The 22,067-nt window shown below is 34.4% G+C and carries 18 protein-coding genes; 13 read left to right on the top strand and 5 right to left on the bottom strand.

Annotated features, from left to right (window positions below; translation table 11 throughout):
• The 11 genes from ABX784_RS08475 to ABX784_RS08425 all read left to right on the top strand — a co-directional run.
• Positions 1-2,067: PD-(D/E)XK nuclease family protein (locus tag ABX784_RS08475; RefSeq protein WP_372654590.1), on the top strand; the 2,067-nt coding region annotated here is incomplete at its 5' end.
• Positions 2,067-5,384, top strand: a complete 3,318-nt coding sequence (locus ABX784_RS08470) for a UvrD-helicase domain-containing protein (protein WP_372654589.1) — start codon at positions 2,067-2,069, stop codon at positions 5,382-5,384. The genes ABX784_RS08475 and ABX784_RS08470, both read left to right, overlap by 1 nt.
• A 97-nt stretch (positions 5,385-5,481) precedes the next feature.
• Entirely contained in the window at positions 5,482-6,192 is a 711-nt protein-coding gene (locus tag ABX784_RS08465) for an outer membrane beta-barrel domain-containing protein (protein WP_372654588.1), read from the top strand.
• A gap of 24 nt (positions 6,193-6,216) precedes the next feature.
• Positions 6,217-7,641, top strand: a complete 1,425-nt coding sequence (locus tag ABX784_RS08460) for a hypothetical protein (protein WP_372654587.1) — start codon at positions 6,217-6,219, stop codon at positions 7,639-7,641.
• Positions 7,631-10,516, top strand: coding sequence for a tetratricopeptide repeat protein (locus tag ABX784_RS08455; protein ID WP_372654586.1), 2,886 nt, complete (start codon positions 7,631-7,633; stop codon positions 10,514-10,516). The genes ABX784_RS08460 and ABX784_RS08455 overlap by 11 nt, the downstream gene beginning before the upstream one ends.
• Positions 10,513-11,433, top strand: a complete 921-nt coding sequence (locus tag ABX784_RS08450) for a tetratricopeptide repeat protein (RefSeq protein ID WP_372654585.1) — start codon at positions 10,513-10,515, stop codon at positions 11,431-11,433. The genes ABX784_RS08455 and ABX784_RS08450 overlap by 4 nt, the downstream gene beginning before the upstream one ends.
• Positions 11,430-11,687, top strand: coding sequence for a hypothetical protein (locus ABX784_RS08445; RefSeq protein ID WP_372654584.1), 258 nt, complete (start codon positions 11,430-11,432; stop codon positions 11,685-11,687). Before ABX784_RS08450 ends, ABX784_RS08445 begins: the two co-directional genes overlap by 4 nt.
• A gap of 13 nt (positions 11,688-11,700) precedes the next feature.
• Positions 11,701-13,731, top strand: coding sequence for an AgmX/PglI C-terminal domain-containing protein (locus ABX784_RS08440; RefSeq protein ID WP_372654583.1), 2,031 nt, complete (start codon positions 11,701-11,703; stop codon positions 13,729-13,731).
• Between the two features lie 124 nt (positions 13,732-13,855).
• The gene (locus tag ABX784_RS08435) at positions 13,856-14,092 is read left to right on the top strand and encodes a ferrous iron transport protein A (protein ID WP_372654582.1); all 237 of its coding nucleotides are present in this window, start codon (positions 13,856-13,858) and stop codon (positions 14,090-14,092) included.
• On the top strand, positions 14,092-16,053 hold the full coding sequence (gene feoB / locus ABX784_RS08430) for a ferrous iron transport protein B (protein ID WP_372654581.1): 1,962 nt from the start codon (positions 14,092-14,094) through the stop codon (positions 16,051-16,053). The genes ABX784_RS08435 and feoB overlap by 1 nt, the downstream gene beginning before the upstream one ends.
• 90 nt (positions 16,054-16,143) lie before the next feature.
• On the top strand, positions 16,144-16,668 hold the full coding sequence (locus tag ABX784_RS08425; protein WP_372654580.1) for a hypothetical protein: 525 nt from the start codon (positions 16,144-16,146) through the stop codon (positions 16,666-16,668).
• A gap of 3 nt (positions 16,669-16,671) precedes the next feature.
• Here the strand turns inward: ABX784_RS08425 and ABX784_RS08420 are convergent, their stop codons facing one another.
• From ABX784_RS08420 to trxA, 5 genes are all read right to left on the bottom strand, one after another.
• Positions 16,672-17,184, bottom strand: coding sequence for a biopolymer transporter ExbD (locus ABX784_RS08420; protein ID WP_372654579.1), 513 nt, complete (start codon positions 17,182-17,184; stop codon positions 16,672-16,674).
• A gap of 2 nt (positions 17,185-17,186) precedes the next feature.
• Positions 17,187-17,717, bottom strand: a complete 531-nt coding sequence (locus ABX784_RS08415; RefSeq protein ID WP_372654578.1) for an ExbD/TolR family protein — start codon at positions 17,715-17,717, stop codon at positions 17,187-17,189.
• 21 nt (positions 17,718-17,738) lie between these two features.
• Positions 17,739-18,398: a MotA/TolQ/ExbB proton channel family protein gene (locus ABX784_RS08410; RefSeq protein ID WP_372654577.1), complete on the bottom strand. Its 660-nt coding sequence runs from the start codon at positions 18,396-18,398 to the stop codon at positions 17,739-17,741.
• Between the two features lie 106 nt (positions 18,399-18,504).
• A complete protein-coding gene (locus tag ABX784_RS08405) occupies positions 18,505-19,086 on the bottom strand; it encodes an SIS domain-containing protein (RefSeq protein ID WP_372654576.1) in 582 nt (193 codons plus the stop codon).
• A gap of 70 nt (positions 19,087-19,156) precedes the next feature.
• Entirely contained in the window at positions 19,157-19,480 is a 324-nt protein-coding gene (gene trxA / locus ABX784_RS08400) for a thioredoxin (RefSeq protein WP_372654575.1), read from the bottom strand.
• Between the two features lie 158 nt (positions 19,481-19,638).
• Here trxA and ABX784_RS08395 point away from each other — a divergent pair, with 158 nt between their 5' ends.
• Together ABX784_RS08395 and ABX784_RS08390 are read left to right on the top strand one after the other, a co-directional pair.
• Positions 19,639-20,136 carry an RDD family protein gene (locus ABX784_RS08395; protein ID WP_372654574.1) on the top strand — a complete coding sequence of 166 codons (498 nt, stop codon included), beginning with the start codon at positions 19,639-19,641 and terminating at the stop codon, positions 20,134-20,136.
• Between the two features lie 68 nt (positions 20,137-20,204).
• A partial coding sequence (locus ABX784_RS08390) for a DNA polymerase (protein WP_372654573.1) occupies positions 20,205-22,067 on the top strand: 1,863 nt, incomplete at its 3' end.

Here is a 22,067-nt window from a genome sequence, read left to right as displayed (position 1 = left end):
GATAGCTTTAATTTATTTACGGAGCTGCGTGGGTACACTCTGGATTTTGAAATGATCAAAGAGGTTCTACCTTTTTATGATGAGGCCATTCAAAAGAGTTTACCAATATACTGGATGTATTTTGAGCAACTTGGAATTATTGATGAGCATAAGGCAAATGAAATTCTCTCTCATAACTTGAAAGTGGGAATTAAAGATGAAGTCGAGACGACATATTTATTCTGGGGCTTCAATCATATAAACTCAGGACAGGTTGATCTATTTAACTCTCTATCAATTAGAAATAAAGTAATCATACCTTTTTCAGAAGAAGTCTTTAAGCAAACTAGACCAGGCGACTGGATAAGATGGTTTAAAGCAGATGAAATAAAAGAAGAGCTTGCCAGCTTTGAGAAAAATATTAAAACATATTTCTTCCCAAAGAAGCGATTAGCTCAGAAGCTAAAAGATGTTCTTTCTGTAGAGGATCCAAAGCAGCTTCTCCTAGGTGAGAAGAAAGTCACTCTTGATTCCTGTTTAGAAGTGAGTGTATCGCCAACTCAGTTTAGAACTACAGCAGATCTTTTTAGTGCGTATACGAAAAGAGCTATTGATGAAATTGAGAACTTTGTTGGAGAAGGTATTGAGACTGAAAGTCTCGTGGAGATGATTCAAGAGAAAGTTAATACACAATTGATTAAAGGTGTTGAAGAAAAGAACTTTAGACTTTTAAAAGTTTATAGTGCGCTTCTTAAAATAATAGATAGTTATCGAGAACTATCAGAAGATAATGAAGAATTTAAATTCTATGACATTCAAGTTATTCGAGAGATTGTAAATTTAAATCTTCCTAGAGATTACTTTGCTCCGATCATGGATACAGATGACTCTATTTCTATTCTAGGCTTAAATGAACTTGAGAGTAGTAAAGAGGAAGATACTTTATTCTTATTAAATGATTCATATCAAGGTGTAAAAAAGGGCGGCAGTAAGTATCAAGAAGATATTATGAAGTTCTTATCATCGCTTGGGCCAATTCAGCGCCCAGAACTTGAATTTTTAATCGTAAGAGAAAAATTTAGAGAATTACTCGATACAAATAAGGTCACTTTTTGCATTCAAGAAGGTCTTGTTGAGTCAGATCGAAACTGGAGTGAATTCTTTAGAGGGATAGAGTTTGATAGAGAAGAAATTTTTAAATCTAGAGAAATTGTAGATAAGAATGTTTTAGATACTAATGGTAAGACATTTGATCAAAAAGTATCTGCAAGTAAGCTTCAAACATATATTGATTGTCCTCGTAAGTTCTTTTATACGTATTTGGAAAGAAGAGAAATCGATGCAAATAACTCTAGAGACTTAAGACCTAATGAGATAGGGAGCCTTGAGCATGAGGTTATAGAGAAGTACTTTGAGAAATCAAAGGTCTGGAGTGAAGAAATATTGAAAGAGGTTGTTTCTGAGGTCTATAAGAACTTCGTTCAAGAAAATAGAAAATATCTAAGTGAAGTGAAAGAAAAAATCTCTCTCTATGAAATATATAATTATAGTGAAAACGGAATTAAATATATTCTAAATATTTTAGAGGCCCTTCCTGGAAGTATTATAACTTTTGAAGACTATCTCGCAGATAAAGAATTTGTCTCAGGGAGAATTGATTGTCTTATAAAGTTTGAAGATAAAGTAATTATTTTAGACTTTAAAAGATCAGGTTACAGTATCCCTAATAAAAGTGAAGTCGAAAAGTTTACAAAAATTCAACTACCATTCTATTTAAAGCATTTTGGAGGTGAGATCCAGGATGTTCTATTTTGGGGATTTGTGAACTTATCTGATACTGATGAATGTTTAATAATTCATGGTGCTCATGAACTTGCAATGGACTTCCTTGATAAAGCTGGTCTAGCTAAGAAGCAGAGAAAGTCTGCCTTTGACGATGTTGCTGGATGGTTTTCAGAATACTGTGAATATGAAGATAGTGTTATTGAAGAACTTAAAAGTGAAGTTGCCTGGAAAGCAGAGCCTGCCAAAGATGATACCTGTACTTTTTGTTCAGTATCTAACTTATGTACAAGAGGATCATTATAATGAGAGCGCCTAACTCAGAACAAAAATTAGCTATTGAGCACACTGGAGGAGTACTCCTAAGTGCAGGTGCTGGATCAGGAAAAACCTTTGTTTTAGTTGAACATGTTATCTTCTTAGCTACTAAGTTTATTGATGAAAATAAGAGCCTTGACCTCATGGAGTTTGAGCAACGTATTCAATCTTACTTTTCAAAAATAGTACTGATGACATTTACAAAGAAAGCTGCAGGTGAAATTTATGAGAGGTTACTTTTAAGAGTTGAAGCTCAAATCGATATTGTCGAAGAGGATCTCGAGTATTGGCTTATTATAAAGAATGCGATTGATTTTATGACAATAAGTACGATCCATGGATTTTGTTATAAATTAATAGGGCAAGGTCTTGTGCCTGGGATCTCTTCAAGTATTGGTATTATTTCTGAGAGTGAGTACAGAGAGAAAATTACAAAACTTTATGAAAGATGGTTTGAAAATCACTTGAATGAAATACCAAGTGAGGAGTTTAGGAAAATTATTTCTTTAAACTCTTCTCAGATAATTAAGTCTATGTTGAATATTTTTGGTTCACCAGAAATAAGACTGATGTGGAAAAAACTAAAATTTGAAACAATTGAGAAAGACCTATCGGATATTTGGCCAAAAATTTGGGAACTCTTAGGTGTTGATGACCTATGGAAGAATCCTGTCGATCTAGCCCCATTTAGTGAATACAATGATAAGGTTTGGTTTCAAGTATTTCAAAAGATTCAAAATCGCTACAGTAATAAAGAAGAATGGAGCTTAGAAGATTTTGAATATTCCATTTCTATGTTTGATGAAATATCTAGATTGACTGGACCTGGAAAAAAAATAAAAACACCAGAGCTCGATGAACAATTCAATCTAATTAAAGAATTTAGAACATTCTTAAAGAAATACTCGGAAGATATCTCTCTGACTTTTAACTCTATTGATGGAGATATTCGTAGTTGGTGGGACTCTACTTACTTAATTTTTAGCTATATTGAAAAACATTACCGCGATATTCCTGGAGTTACTTTCTCCGATTTAGAGTATTACGTTTCTCTTTCTCTTGATAATGAAGAGAATAGGAAGAACATAGCAAACAATTATAGCTATTTCATTGTCGATGAGTTTCAAGATACTTCAGAAGTTCAGTTTGAAATGCTTAGTCATATTATTGATGGAGACTTTAATAAGCTCTTCACTGTCGGTGATATGAAGCAGGCCATTTATGGATTCAGGGGAGGAGAGTTAGGAGTATTTAAGAGCTGTATGGAAAAATCTCCTCAGACTTTAAAATTAACAAATAACTATAGATCTCACTCAAATATTATAGATTTAAATAATTATCTCTTTGATTACTTATTTAAGATAGGTCACAACTTTGAAGGAGTTGATACACACAGTGTTCCAGTTGATTATCAAACTTTTCCATTTGAGAGAACTGATGAGAATAGTGGGAAAGTTGTTATTTCAAAATATGATGTTGGAGAATTTTACGAAGAAAAAGAAAAGCCTAAGAGTGAGGACTTTTCCATTTTTGAATCTAAATCATTCTATGTTCAGATAAAAGATATTATTGAAAATACAGATGAAAATGTTTGCGTATTATATAAAAACTTAAGTCCTTCTAAATACTTAATAAATGAATTAATTAAAAGTGATGTCGGCTTTACTGCTCAAATTAAAGTTCCTTTAGCTGAAGATCCAATCTTAGCAATATTTAAAACTCTAATAGATTATCTACTTTCTGATAAAGAAGAAAATAGTCTTGAGAATTTAAAGTTTTATTTAAATGGATATTTTAAATTGTTAAACCTGTCTCCTGTTGAGCACTTTGAAAGTGGTGTGGAGCAATTTAAGGCCGATATACTAACCCTCGGTGTATATAATGCCTTTTTAAAGTTTTCTTTTTTAGTAGGTCTTCTAAACTCTAATCATAAAAATAATGGCCAAATAGTTAAAGAGCTATGTGATATGTGTGGAGATGATCTTGAGCAAATCCAGATTAAGTTATTAGGCTACTCAGATGTTAAATACTCAATTGAGTTTGAGTACGGTAAGGATTCTAAAAGAGTTCAAATTATGACAGCTCACGCCTCAAAAGGATTAGAGTTTGATAACGTCTTTGTTGGAGGTATTCATAATAACGGAAGGACAATGCCGGAGATGAGCTTCTTTGGGAAGCTTCCTTGGAGCTTTAAGTGGAAAAAGGACTCGAGACAGAAGAAAGCGTATGCAACACCAATATTCATATATGAAGGATTACTTTATAAGAAGAAAGACTTTGCGGAATCAAAAAGGCTTTTCTACGTGGCAAGTACTAGGGCGCAAAAAAATGTTTATTGGACTGATTTATCTCTTAATGGAGAACCTCTTCAGAGTGCAAAAAATAGTTGGGTATGTGGACTCAGAAAGTGGCAAGAAGAAGATTTAATAAATAAAGTCGACTTTATGGAAAAGATTAAGTCTACACAAAGAGAAGTAAATGGACTTGAGGTGAATTTTGTAAAGCTAAAGGCCCCACTCTTTCATATGGATCCTCTTGGTGTTACATCGGCACATAGTAATGAAAATAGCTTAGGAGTTATCTCTGAGCTCTCTGTCACAAGACTTGCAACAATTTCTCAGTGTCCAAGAAAGTTTTATCTACTAAATGTCTGTAAGTTTACTGAAGAAGATGTGGAAGAGCTTACTGGTAAAGAGACAGTCTATAGTGGAGTTAAGTCAAATGAGCAGATTGAAGAAGAGGGAGTTTTAAGCTCAAGTGCTTCAAGAGGGACTGAAATTCACGAAGCATTAAGCTTTGCAGTAAAAAGAAACTGGATTGCTCCAGCTTCCTTCATCGATAAAAATGTAAAAAAAGATATTGATTCCTTTAATTGGACTATTGATGAGTTAAAAAAGAAAAGAATAGATTTTGATTTCATTTCAGAGGAGATGATAAAGTTTCCATTTTTTGATCAAATGATTTCTGGGACTCCTGATTTAGTATTAACGCCTAAGAGTTCAGATGATCTACTTGAGATATGGGACTTTAAGACGGGGAATAGGGAGGAATCGAAAGAAGTACCGTATTGGTTCCAATTGAAAGCGTATGCTTACGCGTATCAGATTCTCTATCCTGAATACTTGAATACTTCAGTAAAGCTTGTTCTCTCTTTTGTTGATATGAAAGATAATATTGAGAAGATTTATACCCATAAAGAGTTAAGAGACTCCCTACATAATGATTGGAAGTTAACCTCTAAACCTGACGTTATTAATCAAGAACATTGTAGTCAGTGTACATTTGGAAATTTATGCCACTTTTAGTGTAGCAGGTTTTTACTTAGTCACTGATATGATAGAATAACTCCATGAATATAGAGGGAAGGAATCCCTCTTTTTAATTTAGCAGGACGCGTATTATATGAGTAAGTTCATAGTATTCTCTTTTTTATTAGTAAATTTCTTTTTCTCTATCCAATCTTATGCAGCAGAAGGTGATGCATATGACTTTTCTTGGCTAGATCCAGATAAAGAAGTATTCGTTTTACAAAATCGAAAATTTCGAAAAGCAGGACGTCTCCATGCAACAGCTGGTTATGGAATGACTACGTCTGGCGCATTCGTAGATGCAACAGCATTTCAGGGAAGAGTAGGTTACTTTGTAAAAGAAGAGATGGGAGTTGAATTTGTTTATTCAATGAATAGTGGTGAAGAGAACTCTACTGCAACATCTGTTCGAAATCCTGGTGGACCTGGATCATTTCCATTTAGAAGAATTGTCGATAGTTATATGGGAGCAATGTTCTTATGGTCACCTTTCTATAATAAAATTAATACATTCAATAAGATTATCTATATGGATTGGATTCTAGGAATTGGTTTTGCAAAAATAGAAGAAACAAATAATAGAAATGAAATAACAACTAGTGGTGGAGATACAACTCTTACAACTGAGTCACATACAGGAATTATGTGGGATATTGGAGCAAAGTTTTATATTTCAGAAAGATGGGACTTAAGAATAGACCTTACTTCTGTAAATTATAACGCAACAGAGGCAAAGCTAGTTGGAGCAGAAGATGTGCTTTACAGTAACTACGACCTAACTGTCGCTCTTGGGATAACTTTCTAAATAAGGATGAACAGGATGTTCTTCATGAAGAGAAAAATAATTTTATTAGCAGCTTTAATGAGTCTAAATGTTGCTGCAAGTACTGATGTTGCATGGGACTATCTTAAAAAAAGTCGTGGCAGTGTAAAGTATTATCCAAACGTAATTCAAAATCTTGTTAAGGAGAAGCTTTATTACGCTTCAATTCCTTATATTAAGGAACTTCTTGCAAGAGGGAATCGTCTTAATAGTAAAGAACTCGATTCATTAATTGATGAAGTTGTTTCAAATGTAGGGGTAAAGCAGTTTGAGGTCTTACCTGTTTCATTCTTAGCTAAGTCTAAAGCTCCAACATTGAAGTATATATTGGCAAAAAAGTACTTCAGAGCAAGTAAGTATAAGAAGGCCTTAGCTGAATTAAATGGAACTATTCCTAGTCAGCATCCATCAAAGGCATTTGCTCTATTTTTAGAGGGATCAATATTTTCAATCACAAATAAGCATTCTTCGGCCATTAGAGCATATGAAGAATGTATTTCTAAATCTGAATCAACTAGTAACTTTGGAAATGTTAATAGAAAGAGACAGTTAAATATTAATCGTGACTACTGTATTGTTGGAAAAGCGAGAGCAAACTTTTCAAGAGGAAAGTATGAACTCGCAAATTTAGACTATCTTGATTTATCGAAATCTTCACATATTTGGCCTGAAATACTATTTGAAGAAGCTTGGAATAGCTTTTACATGAGAGATTACAATAGAACTCTTGGTAAACTTGTTACTTATAATTCTCCATTTCTATCATTCATCTTTAATCCAGAAATTGATGTTCTTAGATCATTAACTTATATGGAATTGTGCCTTTGGCAAGATACCTTGAGAGTTGTAGATGACTTCTATAAGAATAATGAAAAAAATCATCGAGAGATTGAATCATTTCTAAAAAAACATGGAAAAGACTACAAGTATTTCTACTTACTTTCTAAATCATCAATGAAAGGAAAAAAGAGTGGAAATACTTTGCTAAATAAAATGCTAAATTCAATATCTAGAGATCCTACTTTTAGAGAAATGTTTGATAGTTTTCATACAGGTAGAGATGAGTTTGAAGTCATCAATAAGCTTCCTAAGAGTAGAATGAAAAGTATTCTAAAGATTAATTTAAAGGAAGCACTTTTACTTCAAAGAAATTTAGTTGGGGCATATGTAAGAAAAAGGCTTCACCTAGGTTGGCATCAAGTAAGAAAAACATTTCTAGATATGAGTTATATCAAGCTCGAGGTTCTAGCGAGAAGAAAGGAGAGTTTATATTCTCCTGATGTTTCTATGAATAGAGGTCGTGGAGATATTAAAAACCTTAAAAGAACTGATAAACAATATTTTTGGAATTTTAACGGAGAGTTTTGGGCCGATGAACTTGGTGATTACGTATTCTCTTTAAAATCGGAGTGTAGCGGCAATGCTCTTTAAAAAACTATTTAAAACAATTTTATTCTGTGCTCTCTTAACTAGTTCATTCTCTAGTTTTTCTAATGATAACAGTAGACGAAATGAACTTGTAAAAGTTATTGATTTGGAACTTAAGGAAGTTACTAGGCTAAACAAGCAAACAAGAACATCAAATCCTGATCTGTTGTTGAGAATGGCCGAGCTTCTATTAGAGAAAGCAAGACTTGTTAAAGAGTTAGAAAACTCTAGGTATGTTAAGCTTCCAGCGGAACAAAGACAGAAAATAGATAGAAATAAATTCTTCAGCAGTTCAAATAACTACTTTATTCAGGCCCAGAAAACATGTCAGCTTATTTTGAAGAAATTTCCAAAATTTAGTGGTAAGTCTGATGTGTATTACATTATGGCCTATAATGCGAAAGAGTTTCAGCAAGATAAGAAAGCACAAACTTATTTTTCTAGATCAGTAAAATCTTCTAAGAAAACAAGCTTTACATCAACAAGATCTAAAATTGCTTTGGCTGAGATTTACTTCAATCAAGGACAATATAAGAAAGCAATACCATTGTATGAAAATGCATTTAGAAATAAGAGGTTTAGAGATAAGTGGTACACAAAAGATAGTGTTAATCTAGCATGGTCTTATTACAGAAGTGGTAGAGAAAAAAGAGCAATCTCCCTAATGAGAGAAGCCTATAAGCTAAGTAAGAATTCAAAGTATATTGATATGAGTTTCTCAATAGAGAGAGATCTTGCATATTTTTATACTGATTCTGGAAGAGTTGACCAAGCTGTTAAGTTCTATAAAAGTATTGGTAAGAATATAGCTTCAAATCTTTTAAAAGTTTCAACTTATTTGATGAGTAGAGGGAAGTATTCACCAGCTGAAAAAACTCTTAAGCAGGCTCTAAGTTATAAAGTATCTGAAGAAGAAGATATTGAGATTAATATAAAGCTTTTAAATCTTTACGAGCGATTCGGAAAATATCACAAGCATCTAAGTGTTGCAAAGCTACTACTTAGGTACTATGAGCAGAAGAAATTAAACGGCGAGCAAATAAAGGTCCTAGAATACCAACTTAAGAGAATAAGTGGAATTATTCAAAAGCAAGTAAACGGTAAGCAGTACAAGAAGCAAAAGAAAACACTTCAAAGTAAGGCTAAGCTTGCAGTAGGTTACTTCTCTTTATTAGCTCAATATGATCCATTAAATGCATACAAGTACTCTTTTCTAGCTGCGGAAACATACTTTGCTGCAGATATGAATAATAGTGCTGTAGAAGCTTATTCAGAATCATTAAAAAGAGCTCAAGATATTAATAATTCAAAATATATCAAACTTTCTAACGAAGGTATGATGGCCGCTCTTGGTGGTAAAAATATAAGTAAAAAGAATAAAGATAAATATATTGAAGTTGCTTATCTGAATTCTTTAAGAGCAGATTCAAAGTCAAAACAAGCGAATAAGATCTATCAAAGACTCTTTGGTTTATATTTTGATCGTGGAGATATTCCTTCTTGTGAGAAAACATTAATTTCTTATAAGAATAGCTTTCCACGAAACTTCTCAACTCAAGAGGCCATGCTTGCCCGAATTATGGAACACCATAAAAAGAAAGGTAACTTAAATGGTATTAAGTCATGGGTTTTAAAGATCAATGCTGGAGAATTTAAAGTTACTCCTAAATTTGCAAAGAAAGTTAAGCTTGCGATGTTAACAATGCAATTTGAAAACGTTGAGAAAGCGAGCTCAAAGGGTGATAAGAAACAAGCTTTAGCTCTTTATGTTCATATCTATAAGGATCCGACTTCAGACGCTGGGGCTAAGCAGAATGCATCATACAATATTGCAACGCTTTTTCATGAATTAGGTGATTCATATAGAAGTTATGGTTGGACTAAAAGAGCGCTAAGCCATATGTCATCTCGAAATGTTAAAAAGTTTCAGGGATCATTTCTAGTTATAGCTAATGGCCTTTTTGACCACCAAAAAAGTAGTGAGAGTGTTGAGATCTACTCACTTGTTTTAGACAAGCTATGTAAGCAAAGAAGTAGTAATAAAGCTGTATTTCTAAAGAATGCAGTTGTTGTGGCCCTCGCTGATGATCAGGGAGATAGGGCGAGAGAAGTTTTAGATAGTGCCTATCGTTGTAATATTTCAACATCAAAAATAGATGAACTAGAACTTGATATCTTAGAGTATGAAATTGAGAAAAAGAACTGGTCAAGTGCACTTAAGCAAATTGAAAAGTTAAGCAGTTCTAAGAAAATATATGCGAAGCTAATTCACCCTCTAGGTAGAATTAGAAATGCTTACCTTGCCGCAGGACGAGTGAGTAATGCACGTAATATTGAAAGAGACATCTTACGTTATTATTCAAAAGTTAGAAATAAGAAGAGTTTTGAACTTGAGGCCTTAGATGAGGTTGCAATGATCAAAATAGATAATGTTGAAAGAAGAGTTAAGCAATTTAAAAATATTGAATTAGCTTTCCCGGATAAAAAGTTTAACGGACTACTTCAAAAGAAGTTCCTTGCTCTTGATGGATTGACTGCTGAAGCTGTTAAGACGATGGATATAGGTTCAGGTAAGGGGATTGTGAAATCTTATAAGATTTTGATTGATGCATATTCGCACTTAATCAATGAAATAGATAACTTTACTCCTCCTGGTAAATCTAAGGAGTATATAGATACTTTTAAAAAGAGTATGAGAAATCTAATTCGTCCATTAAAAGCTAAAACTGCAGACTTTAAGAAAGAGGCAGTTGCTCAAATTAAGAAAAGTAAAATTCTATCTAGTGACAATAGCGCTATTCTCTTTGGTCAGGGTTTTGTTCCTGAATATGTACTTAGAAATAACGGTGTAATTATGGATAGAGGAGGACAGAGATGAAAATATTATTACTTTTACCTCTCCTGATAGTTGTTAGTTGTTCAACGGGCTCAAAGAAAGAAGTCGCAGGCCCTTCAAGTGGATCAATTGAAGAGTTCTCTTGGGTTGAAAATACCGATTTTAATGAAGTTCCAGAAGTCGCCTTTAATAGCCGTGATGACTCTTTTCAAGGAGATGTTGCAGAAATTGACTCTCTATCAACAGAGTCTTTAGCAAGAATTCCCGAGCCTAAGCTTGAGAAGGTGGATCAATCTGCAGATATACTGGTCCAAGGAATCACACATTGCTATAGAAGAAACTTTGAAGAAGGAAAGAAGATATTTCAAGATAACTTAAGGAAGTATAAGTCTCACCCAGGTTATTGGAATATGTTAGGAACTTGTTATTACCTACAGGGGAAAATGAGATCTGCACTCCTATATTATAATAAGTCTCGTGGACTGAAGAAGGACTATGCTCCACCTGTGAATAATCTAGGAGTTATTTATCAATATAATGGACTCGAGCAAAAAGCCTTATCGGCCTATAAAAGAGCTTCAGAAGTTGGATCATTTAGCATGACTCCAATGTTCAATATGGGACAACTATATTTGAAGTATCACTTAACTAGTGATGCAAAAAATATTTTTTCTAGATTGGTTAAGAAAAATGCAACTGATGTAGATGCTTTAAATGGATTGGCCACTAGTTATTTAATGGAAGGAAACGCTGAAGCTGCAGTATCTTTATTTTCAAGACTTACATCTGTCCATTATTCAAAACCTCAAATTGGAATAAATTTTTCACTAGCGCTAGCTGATGTTGGTAGAAGAAAGGATGCTCAAACAATTCTATCTTCTATTAATACTGCACAGCTTGGTGAATACGCACCTTACTATAGTAAAGTTTTAACAAAGTTATCTGGAGCAAGTAAATGAAAGTTTTAGCACCTCTATTCATACTTCTGATGGCATTCACTTCTGTTCGTGCTCAAGAGAGTAAGAAGAATATTGTTTATAGATATAAGAAATATGAAAAATTTGATTTTGAAGATCTTGTTATTGAAGGTGAAACAGGGAGTCCTGGAGATTTGTCAATTGCTCCTCGATATCAAAGAAAATTTAAAAATAAATTACCATATAGAAAAAACTTTAACTCCGAGATTAGAACAGGTGTTGAAAGAGTTCGTTAACAGGGATTAATACGTGAACATAGATGTTCTTGCAGAATTAAATGAGGCCTATGAACTTTTACCAGTAGGTGTGAGTCATGGACAAGAAGGAAAGATTATTAAGAAACGTAGAGTTCTTGTAGGTAGTACAAGTGCTTGTGATGTTCAAATTAATCATCCATCTATCAATTCAATTCATGCTGTAATTGAGATAACTAATGGATCTTTTAAAGTATTTGATATGGATACTTTAATGGGAACATATATCAATGGTAAGAAAATAGTAACTGAAAGCTTTGAGCTAAATGACACTATAAAATTTGGTTCATTAGAATTTGCTTTTAAGGTTTTTGCTAAAGAAGACTTGCCACCTCCTCTTGATATGCTGGCCGTTTCACTTCCTCCTATTGTTGAGGCAAGTAGTGAGCCGGTAGTAGAGGCTTCCTCTTTACCTGAGACTCCAAAAGCTGTTGTAAAGAAACCTCAGCTTCCAAAGAAGTCACCGATTACAGAGACTTCGTCTGAGACTACTCCTCGCGTTGAGTATCCTCTTGGTGCTGACCCAAAAGCAGACTTTACAGAATATATCTTTGAAGACGTAGAGACTTTATACCCAATCTTTGACTACACTCCTGCTAAGAAGGCAGTAGAAGTTATTATTTTACATAAGGATAGAGTACATAGTGTTGATTACCTCTCAAATAAAGAGGGAACTTATCACTTTGTTGGTGCAAAGCCTGGTAAGAAAGATGTTGAGTATGCCTACCTAGGTAAAGATGAGAAGATTCCTTTTGTTGAAATTAGAGGGAATGATGTTTTACTCTCATCACTACCTGGATATAAAGAAATTTGTCTTAACGATACAAAGAAGACGTTTGCTGGCGGACAATATCTTTTAAATGATAGTGATATTGTTAGATATGTAAATGGAGATTTACAAGTATACGTGAGAGGAACGGAAGCTCCTCCTCGCGTAGCACACGCCCCAATTTTAAGAAGAGATAAAGAGTTTCTAAAATGGTTTATGCTTGTTTTTCTTCTATGTTTCTTATTTCTAGGTTTCTTCACTTATTACACAGTTGATGAAGAGCTTGAAACAGAAAAAGCACCTGAGAGAATTGCAACGATCCTTTATAAGCCTAAGAAGCTAACTTTATCTAAATCTAAGGCCATTGATAAAACTAAGAAGGCCCCTAAGAAAGTGATTCAAAAATCACCTTCTAAGAAAAAGATTAAAGTTGCTAAAGAAGTTAAAAAGGTTACAAAAAAACCAGCAAAGAAAAAAGTTGTTAAAACCGGAAGTAAGTCTGCTAAATCAAAAGCTCCAGCTAAAAAAGCTACGGCCAATAGAGGTAGAGTTAATAAGAATATAAATAAAGTATCACCAACTAAAAAAGCTGGTGGAAGCCCAACTCAAGCAAGAAACTCAGTGAGAAAAGCTAGAGCAAATAGTAAGTCTAAAGGAGCTGTAGATACATTTAAGTCTGTAGACTTCTCAAGTACTTTAAGTTCACTTATGGCGAAGGGTGGAGGAGCTAAATCTGCTCAAGCTGTTAATACATTGAGTGCTAGTTCTGGATCAGGTTCAAGCCTTGGTGGGAGTGAGTCATCTACTCTTAAACGTGCAAAGGTTTCTAATAATGTAGGAAGCTTAACGGGAGCAGCTTCAGGAAAGCTTGATTCATCAAAAGGTGTTAGTGGTCTTGTTAATAAGAAGAGTATATATACTGCTGGTGTCCCATTTGAGGAAGTTGTCCTTGGTGGAATGGATCCGGATGTTATTAGAAGAATTCTTATTGATCATATTCCTCAGTTTAGATACTGCTATCAACAAGAGCTAGATAAGTCTCAATCTGCCTTTAATGGTGTTGTTAGGCTAGACTTCATAATTGGAGCTTCTGGTCACGTCTCAAGGGCGAGTGTAGAGTCTGCCTCAAGCGGACTACCATCTAAGGTTAAAGGATGTGTCGTAGGTGTTCTGAAGGGAATTAAGTTCCCTGAGCCTCGTGGCGGTGGAATGGTTGAAGTAAATCAACCATTTAACTTCTATCCTAAAAGAAAGTAAATAGTATTCATATAAGGAGAAAGGGTTCTAAAGGAACCCTTTTTTTTTATGTATTTTTTCCAGATGGGTATGCCTACTCAAACAAATGTTGTATTCTTTAACTATAAGTCAGATTGGAGAATTTATGCAAGTTCGTATGAGTACGCTAAAGATAGGTGAAAAAGCTATTATTGATAGCTTTCCTGAAAACTCACAAGAAGGCCTTAGGCTTCTTTCACTTGGAATACTTCCAGGAGATGAAGTTGAAGTTACTTCTAAGGCCCTATTTCTAGGTCCTCTGTCTTTGAAGCATTGTAAAAATACTTTCTTTGCCATTCGAAGAAGTCACGCTAATAAAATTCTTGTAAGGTTAATCAATTAATGAATTCTAAAGTACTACTCGTAGGATTCCCTAATTCAGGGAAGTCATCTCTATTTAATATTTTAAGTGGGCAAAGAAGAAAAGTTACAAACTATTCTGGAATCACTGTCGATGCTGCTCAAGGGGATTTACTCTCTAACGATCAGTACGATAATAAAGTGAAGATTGTTGATTTACCTGGAATGTATAATCTTGTTCCTACAAGTATAGACGAAGGGGTGAGCTTAAATAGTCTTCTCAACTTAACAAGTGATGTGAGCTATAACTTAGTCGCTCTTGTTGTAGATATAGAAAGATTTGAATCTTCTATGTCACTTTGTCTTGCGCTTAAGGATCTCATTGGTGATAAGCTTGTTCTTATTATTAATAAAGATGACAAAAAAGTTATAACAAATGAGCAAAGAAAATTAATAGAAAAAGAAACTGGTCTTAAGGCCCTGACAACATCTTCTAAAAAGTCTAATGTTAGAGAAATTGATCGCTTCATTAGAGATAGTATTAAAGAAGAAGTCGCTCTAACTGGTAAGGTTACTTTATCTAAAGAGTGTTTAGAATATATCCCAGACTATAAAGACATTCCACAAGTTATAGTAGAAGAAGACCAGAAGATTGTTCTTGATCAAGTTAATCAATATCATAAAAGAGCTAGAGAAATAGTTGAAAAAATTGTTCGTCCTGATTCAAAGAGAGTAGAGGTCACAAGAAAACTAGATAAACTTTTAGTTCATCCTCTATGGGGATCAATCATTTTTGTAATAATCTTTTATCTGATTTTTAACTCTATTTATGAATGGGCAGGTCCATTAATGGACTCGGTTGATTCTTTAGTAGGACTGTTAGGAGACTGGGCATCGAGTGTACTTCCTGATGGTTACTTAAAAAGTCTTGTGGTTGATGGAGTTATTGCCGGAGTAGGTGGAGTCATTATCTTCGCTCCTCAGATTGGTATATTGTTTTTTCTATTAAGTCTTTTAGAACAATCCGGGTATATTTCTAGAGCAGCTGTTCTAAGTGATAGAGTGATGAGTATCTTTGGGTTAAATGGGAAGGCTTTTCTTCCTTATCTTTCTGGATTTGCATGTTCTATTCCTGGTATTATGGCCGCGAGAACAATTCCAAGTAAGAAAGAGAGAGTCGCTACAATCATGACCATTCCAATGATCACTTGTAGTGCAAGACTTCCAGTATATATACTTCTTATTGGTACGTTTGTTCCAAAAGAAAAAGTTTTTGGTTTCTTAAATTCTCAAGCATTGTCATTTTTCTTTCTATATTTCTTAGGGAGTTTCTTTGCTTTATTTATGGCGCTAATTTTTAGACTGACTTACTTTAAGGGTGAGACGAGCTCATTTTTTATCGATCTACCATTATATCAAAGACCACGGTTAAGAATTGCCCTTGGGACTGCGTTACAAAAAGTGAAATTCTTTTGTAAGAAAGCGGGAACAATTATTTTAGTTTTATCTATTGGTATCTGGTTTGCTTCAACTTTCCCAAGATTAAACCCTTCAGAAGTTTTAAACAAAGATCCAGAAGTCGTAGCTTCTTTACAACTACAGAACTCTTTTATGGGAAGAATTGGTAAGACAATTGAGCCAGTACTAAAACCAATAGGGATGGACTGGAAAATGGGAGTAGGGCTACTTGTTGCTTTTGGAGCAAGAGAGTTATTTGTTTCAACTATGGGAACTATATATGCTCTTGGTGAAGTGGATGAGGAATCTTCTACATTGAGAGAGAGACTTAAGCTTGAAAAAGATGAAGTTACAGGCGAGCCTAAATTTAACTTGGCGGTTGCGTGGTCGATTCTTATATTTTTCGTCTTCTCTTTACAGTGCACTAGTACTCTGGCCATTCTTAGACGAGAGTTAGGCAATTGGAAGCAACCTATCTTCGCATTCACTTATATGGGAGTGCTTGCATGGGTTGGCTCATTTATTGCGTATAACCTCTTGAGTTAAGCGACCTCAATATTGGGCACTATGGAGTCTCTATAGTGCTTATAAGTGACTGATTTTTAGTATTGAGTCACTTTCAAGTATACTTGTCCCATGATTCAAAAGATTGGAAATTTCACAGACTTCAGATTAAAGCTTCTCCTTACAGTTCTCTTCACTGTGCTTTGTATATTGGAGTTTATTGATGGAAAGGTGGATGTCTCCGATTTCACTATTCCGGCATTACTCTTTATTGTGTTCTCTGAAATTTTTTATACATTTATTAGAACAAGAGGACTTAATAATGTGGAGTATAGTGATGCTTCAACTCAGTTAAGTATTTTTGAAAGAGGTAGTCTGGGCTTTATACAATGGGCCAGAATGTTAGATAAGAAACAGCTATCTAGATTTATTTTCAATATAACTATTTTTATAATTTTTCTTGTTGCCCTCATTCTAGATTTAAATATAGTTGCCCATGGAATGAATGATTTAATTGTAAATGTCTTTATGGTTCTGTGGGGGAGTGTGTTCTTTTTAGTATCAATTAAAGAACTGAAGAAGGCCTTTAGTTATTATAATGTTTTTATAACCCAAGTGGCCTTCTGTCTTGTGATGAGTTTTATATTCTTACTGTAGATCTTACTCTTCAGTCATAACAACAAATTTATACTTTCCAAATCCAGCAGCTGCGGCAGTGTACATTAGCTTTTTTACGTAGCTATATTTAATTGTTTTATCCACAACTAGATTTACAACACCAGAGAACTTCTTAGCATTTGGAGAAGACTTTTCAATCTGTTTAATAACTTCTTTCTTTTTAACAAGTTCATTAAAGAGAGGAATAATTCTACGTCCAGTTCTATCTTCAGCTAGTGTATCTTTTTGGGCCTCAAGAATAATCTTATCATCAACCCATATTGTATTTGGTGACACTTGAACAATAATTCCCGATGTATTCAGTGATTGAGACTTAGAAGTAGGTAGTTCAATACCTTTTGGTACATTTAGAACAATACCAGAAGCGTTATAATTCTTAATCAGAAAAACTAAAAGAATAACAAGAATATCTAGAAGAGAAGTAATATCAATCTCGAAAGACTTTTTCTTTCTTCTTGTTCTTCCTCTACCTGAAATTGATCTAACTCTACTCATAATTAACTCTGGATGTTACCGAAAACAATATTGTTAAATAGCTCTTTAACTCTTAAATCCATTCCATCTTTGGTTTTTGTCCAAATATCAGGATCTGTTTTATTTAAGTCTCTCACTGAGTCCATAATCTTAACAATGTCTTCGTAGCTTACGTCTACTAGGGGCTCTAGAACGATAGATTTTTCATCAACGTTTTTTTGCTTAAGTGTTATTAAGTACTCTCTAAGAGAACGAAGGTCATAATCACCCTCAGCATCTTTTCCAATATTCTTTCTTACAGAACCAGGTACTCCTGTGAGTACTTGTATTCTTGTATTTTGAATTCTTAAAGTAAGTGCTAATGGCTTCTTATTACTTTTTGGTGGTTGCCTATCTGAGACGATAGGCACGTCACTTTGAATTTCATTTATGTTTAAAAATCTAGAAGACATAAGTAAAAAGAAAATAAATATGAAAACCGCATCTAATATTGGAATTAGATTTGGTTTTTCAACTTCCTTTTTTGTTTTTCTTCTACTTGGTGCTCTATACACATTGACCTCTAAATAATTCTCTTAGTTTTCTTTTTCTTGTTTTGTTCCAAGTAAGTCTAAAAGCTTTACTGAAAATTCATCAATTTCATTAATGATTTTTTCAGACTTAGAAGCTAGGAATGCATGAAGCATCATTACTGATATTGCAGCTAGTAGACCAAGAAATGTCGTATTCATCGCTTTGGAAATACCAAGAGCAAGTAACTCTTGCTTCTGAGCTGGGTCAGCAGAACCTACAGCAGCGAATGTTTGAATAAGACCTTGAATAGTTCCAAGTAGACCAAATAGAGTAGAAACGTTAGCAATTAACTGAAGATAGTTAAGCCTTAGTTCAACCTTTGGTATAACCTCAAGTGCTGTTGCATCAATTGCATTTTGAACTTGAGCAGTAGATTGGTTTGATCTCTTTAGACCACTTTTTAATACCTTTGGAAGAGCTGCTACTGAACCAGAGCAAACTCTAATGGCACCTTGAATGTCATTTGAGAGGATGTACCTTTGTAGTTCATTCATAAACGATGCGCCGTCTACGTCGAGCTTAAAAGATAATTTTGAAAAACGTTCTATGGCAATTGCAATACCTATGGCCCAGATCAGTAGGATAACCCACATAAAGATCCCACCACTTTGGATAAATTGTGCAATTCCGTTCATTGATGTCGATACAGCTGTTGCTTCCATAGAAACAAAACTCCTTGTTTATTCCAACTAGTTATTATTACATTGTAGTGGAAAATAGAAGTTTCGCTATGGTTTCATTTTCGGGCAAATACTGCCCGCTAATGCTCTAGTAGTGCTCTGGGAAAAGCTCTCGCTCAATACCTTCGATGAAGTTGTGAATGATTTTAATGTGAATTTCTTGAATTCTATCTGTAAGAGGTGACTCTACGATGATGGCAATATCAACCATATCTTTTAATTTTCCACCATCTTTTCCAAGTAGACCAATTGTTGTTACGCCTCTGGCCTTTGCTTCGTTCACTGCATTTATGACGTTACCAGAATTACCACTTGTAGATATTGCGAGAAGAGAATCTCCCTTTTGTCCAAATGCTTCAACCATCTTTTGAAAAATAGCGTCGTAACCAAAATCGTTTCCAACACAACTCATATGACTTGGGTCACTGAATGACATTGCAGCAAGTGCTCTTCTGTCTTTTCTGTATCTTCCAGTAAGTTCTTCAGCAAAGTGCATTGAATCGCACATTGAACCACCATTACCGCAGCTATAAATTCTTCCGCCATTATTTAGTGTGCTAATAAAAGTCTTAATTGCTGAATCCATTGCTGAAATATTAGCTTCGTTATTGATGAATTTCTCAAGTGTATCTTTTGCATCGTTAAGGGCTTCGATTATAAACTTAGACAAGGTGTTCTCCTAAAAAAAAAGCGGAAGATTACTTCCGCTTAAATAACTTTATATATGTAAGTTTAGCAAATTAAGCTAGTTCTTCCAAAGTCTTTTTGATTTCTTCTTTTCCTTGAAGTCCAACTAAAGTTTTTGCTGGCTCACCATTCTTAAAGAAGATCATTGTAGGGATTCCACGAATTCCATACTTTTGAGCAAGGTCACCGTTTTCATCTACATTTACTTTTAGGATCTTAGCATTCTCGCCAACTTCTCCTGCCACTTCGTCAAGAACTGGTCCAAGTGTTCTACAAGGTCCACACCATTCGGCCCAAAAATCTACTAGAACTGGCTTGTCAGAGTTAATAACATCAGTGTCAAAGCTAGCTTGGTCTGTTTTTCCTACGTTACTCATATCTATCTCCTAATAATTTCTTTATTGTTTGAAATTATATTTCTAACTTATTAGTGTTCAATTGTATAGATATGTTACAATATTGCTAGTAGTCATACTTTGACAAATGCAAATAATTCCTCGTATTTGATAAGAAATCAATAGGATAGAATAGCTGTATGGATAGAAAATATTTATTAAAATCACCCATTAAAGTTGCACGTTTATCTCGTCTTATCGCTAAAGGTATTGACCTATTTATTGCATTAATACTGTCTGTATTCTTCTATCCGGTAGGGATTATACTGGCTCTGTTTTATGTCGCAATTGCCGATAGTCTGCAAAATGGTCAAAGTGTTGGAAAGAAGTTTATGGGCTTTGCTGTCATATCTCTAGAAGATGGTAAACCGTGCTCTCTAAAGCAATCCGTTATTAGAAATCTTCCATTTTTAATACCGCTTTTCTTTGCAATAGTTCCTATTTGGGGATGGATTTTTGCCATACTGCTTGGAATTCCACTACTTATCCTAGAAATTTATTTACTTCATAAGTTAGACTCTGGACATCGACTAGGTGATGTAATGGCAGATACTTCTGTTATGGCCAACGATGGTTCAGGTGAGCAGATTAAGAAAAGAAAAGATAGTTGGTTTGACCCTGATAGCCAAATGACTTGATTGCTTTTCAACTTCCTTAATTCTCGGTACATTAACCCTCAAAAAAATTAATTTCTGTAGGGTAATGTATGGCAAAGAATCGTTTAATAATAGTAGATATTAGTAGTTTCATCTTTCGCGCTTTCTACGCGATAAGAGTGCTACATTCTCCAGAAGGTGTTCCAGTGAATGCGGTCCATGGAGTTTTATCAATGCTATTGAAACTCCTATCTAAATATCAACCCTCACATATTCTATTAGCTCGAGATACAAAGGGTGGCTCTTTTAGAAATGAGCTTTATGACCAGTATAAGGCTAACAGAAGCGCTCCCCCTGAAGAGTTGGTGCCACAATTTGATTTAATCAAACAACTTATTGATCATATGGGATTACCAAGCTCAACTGTTGAAGGTTTTGAGGCCGATGATTTAATTGGTTCAGCATGTGTTCAGTGGAAGAGTGAATTTGATGAAATTCTTATCGCCTCTGGTGATAAGGATTTAATGCAATTTATCGGTGATAACGTAAAGATGTTAGATACGATGAAAGATAAGATCTATGATAGAGATGGTGTTTTCGAAAAGATGGGTGTTTATCCTGATCAAATTGTAGATTACCTTTCAATGGTAGGAGATGCCTCAGATAATATTCCTGGAATGAAGGGGATAGGAGCTAAAGGTGCAGCTAAACTTCTTGCTGAACATGGGACTCTAGATAAGTGTATTGAAATTAAAGATACTCTAAAAGGTAAGAAGCTTACTACAGCTTTTGGTGAATATCTTGAGGATGGTTTACTTTCAAAAAGCTTAATTGAAATCAAAACAGATGTAGACCTAGGTCTAAGTGCAAAGGATTCAGGATTTAGCTTCTACCCAGAAGATTCACTTATTGAGTTTTTGAGAGGTCTAGGATTTAAGTCAGCTCTAGTAAAACTTGAGGATATGAAATTTGCTCATCATCAAGCTGATCAGGGAGGAGAGTTCTCTGTAAATACTGATGGTCCAAGTATAGCGTCTAAAGAATATGATGAGGCTCAAGTCAAAGAAGCAGAACTTATTGGTTTAGATATTCAATATACTTCTCAAAACCCATACGAATTTGAAATTTTCTCTATTGCTATAAGCACTAAGAAAAATGAAGCTACTTTTATTGGTGGTGAACAGTCTCACAAGGTTTTACTTGATATTATTGACCGTAGTGATTTAACTATATCTGTCTCTGACTACAAGTCTCTTTTATATTTCTGCATAAAGAATAAGACACAAATTAAAGCTAATATCTTTGATATTGTACAAGCTCAATTTGTTGCAAATGCAGGAGAGAAAAATAACGTTGAATTCTTAAGTGATAAATTCTTAGGTAGTGGGATTCCTGTATACGATAAGAAGAAACCTCTGGCCTCAGACAATGAAGAAGAAGTTGTTAGAGAAATATCACTGGCTAGAGCTCATACAGCTTTTAGAGTTAAAGAGTTTCTTTATGAAGAATTAGAAAGAAAAGAACTACTTCCAATATTTGAAAAATTAGACAATCAATTAACACCAATCCTTGCTCGTATGGAGTTTGAAGGTGTTCATATTAACTCTGCATTCTTTGCTGACTATGAAAAAGAGCTACAGGAAAAGTTAGATGGACTTCAGGCTAAAGTAGATGCATTAAGCATGGAGCCTGTGAATTTAAATTCTCCTAAGCAAGTAGGGGCCCTTCTATTTGAAGAGTTAGGGCTACCTGTAGGAAAGAAAACAAAAACGGGATATTCTACAGATTCATCTGTATTAGAAGACCTTGCCTCTAAAGGCTTAAGTGAAGTTCCTGCTCTAATTTTAGAGTATAGAGAAGTTGGAAAGTTACTATCAACTTACGTAAAGGCAATTCCTGAACTCGTAAATAGTGTGTCAGGGAAAATTCATACTCACTTTAATCAAAATATTGCTGCAACAGGGAGACTGTCG

Origin of the sequence: Halobacteriovorax sp. (assembly GCF_041587335.1) — a bacterium.
Lineage (GTDB): Bacteria > Bdellovibrionota > Bacteriovoracia > Bacteriovoracales > Bacteriovoracaceae > Halobacteriovorax.
This window is presented reverse-complemented; position numbering and strand designations above follow the sequence as displayed.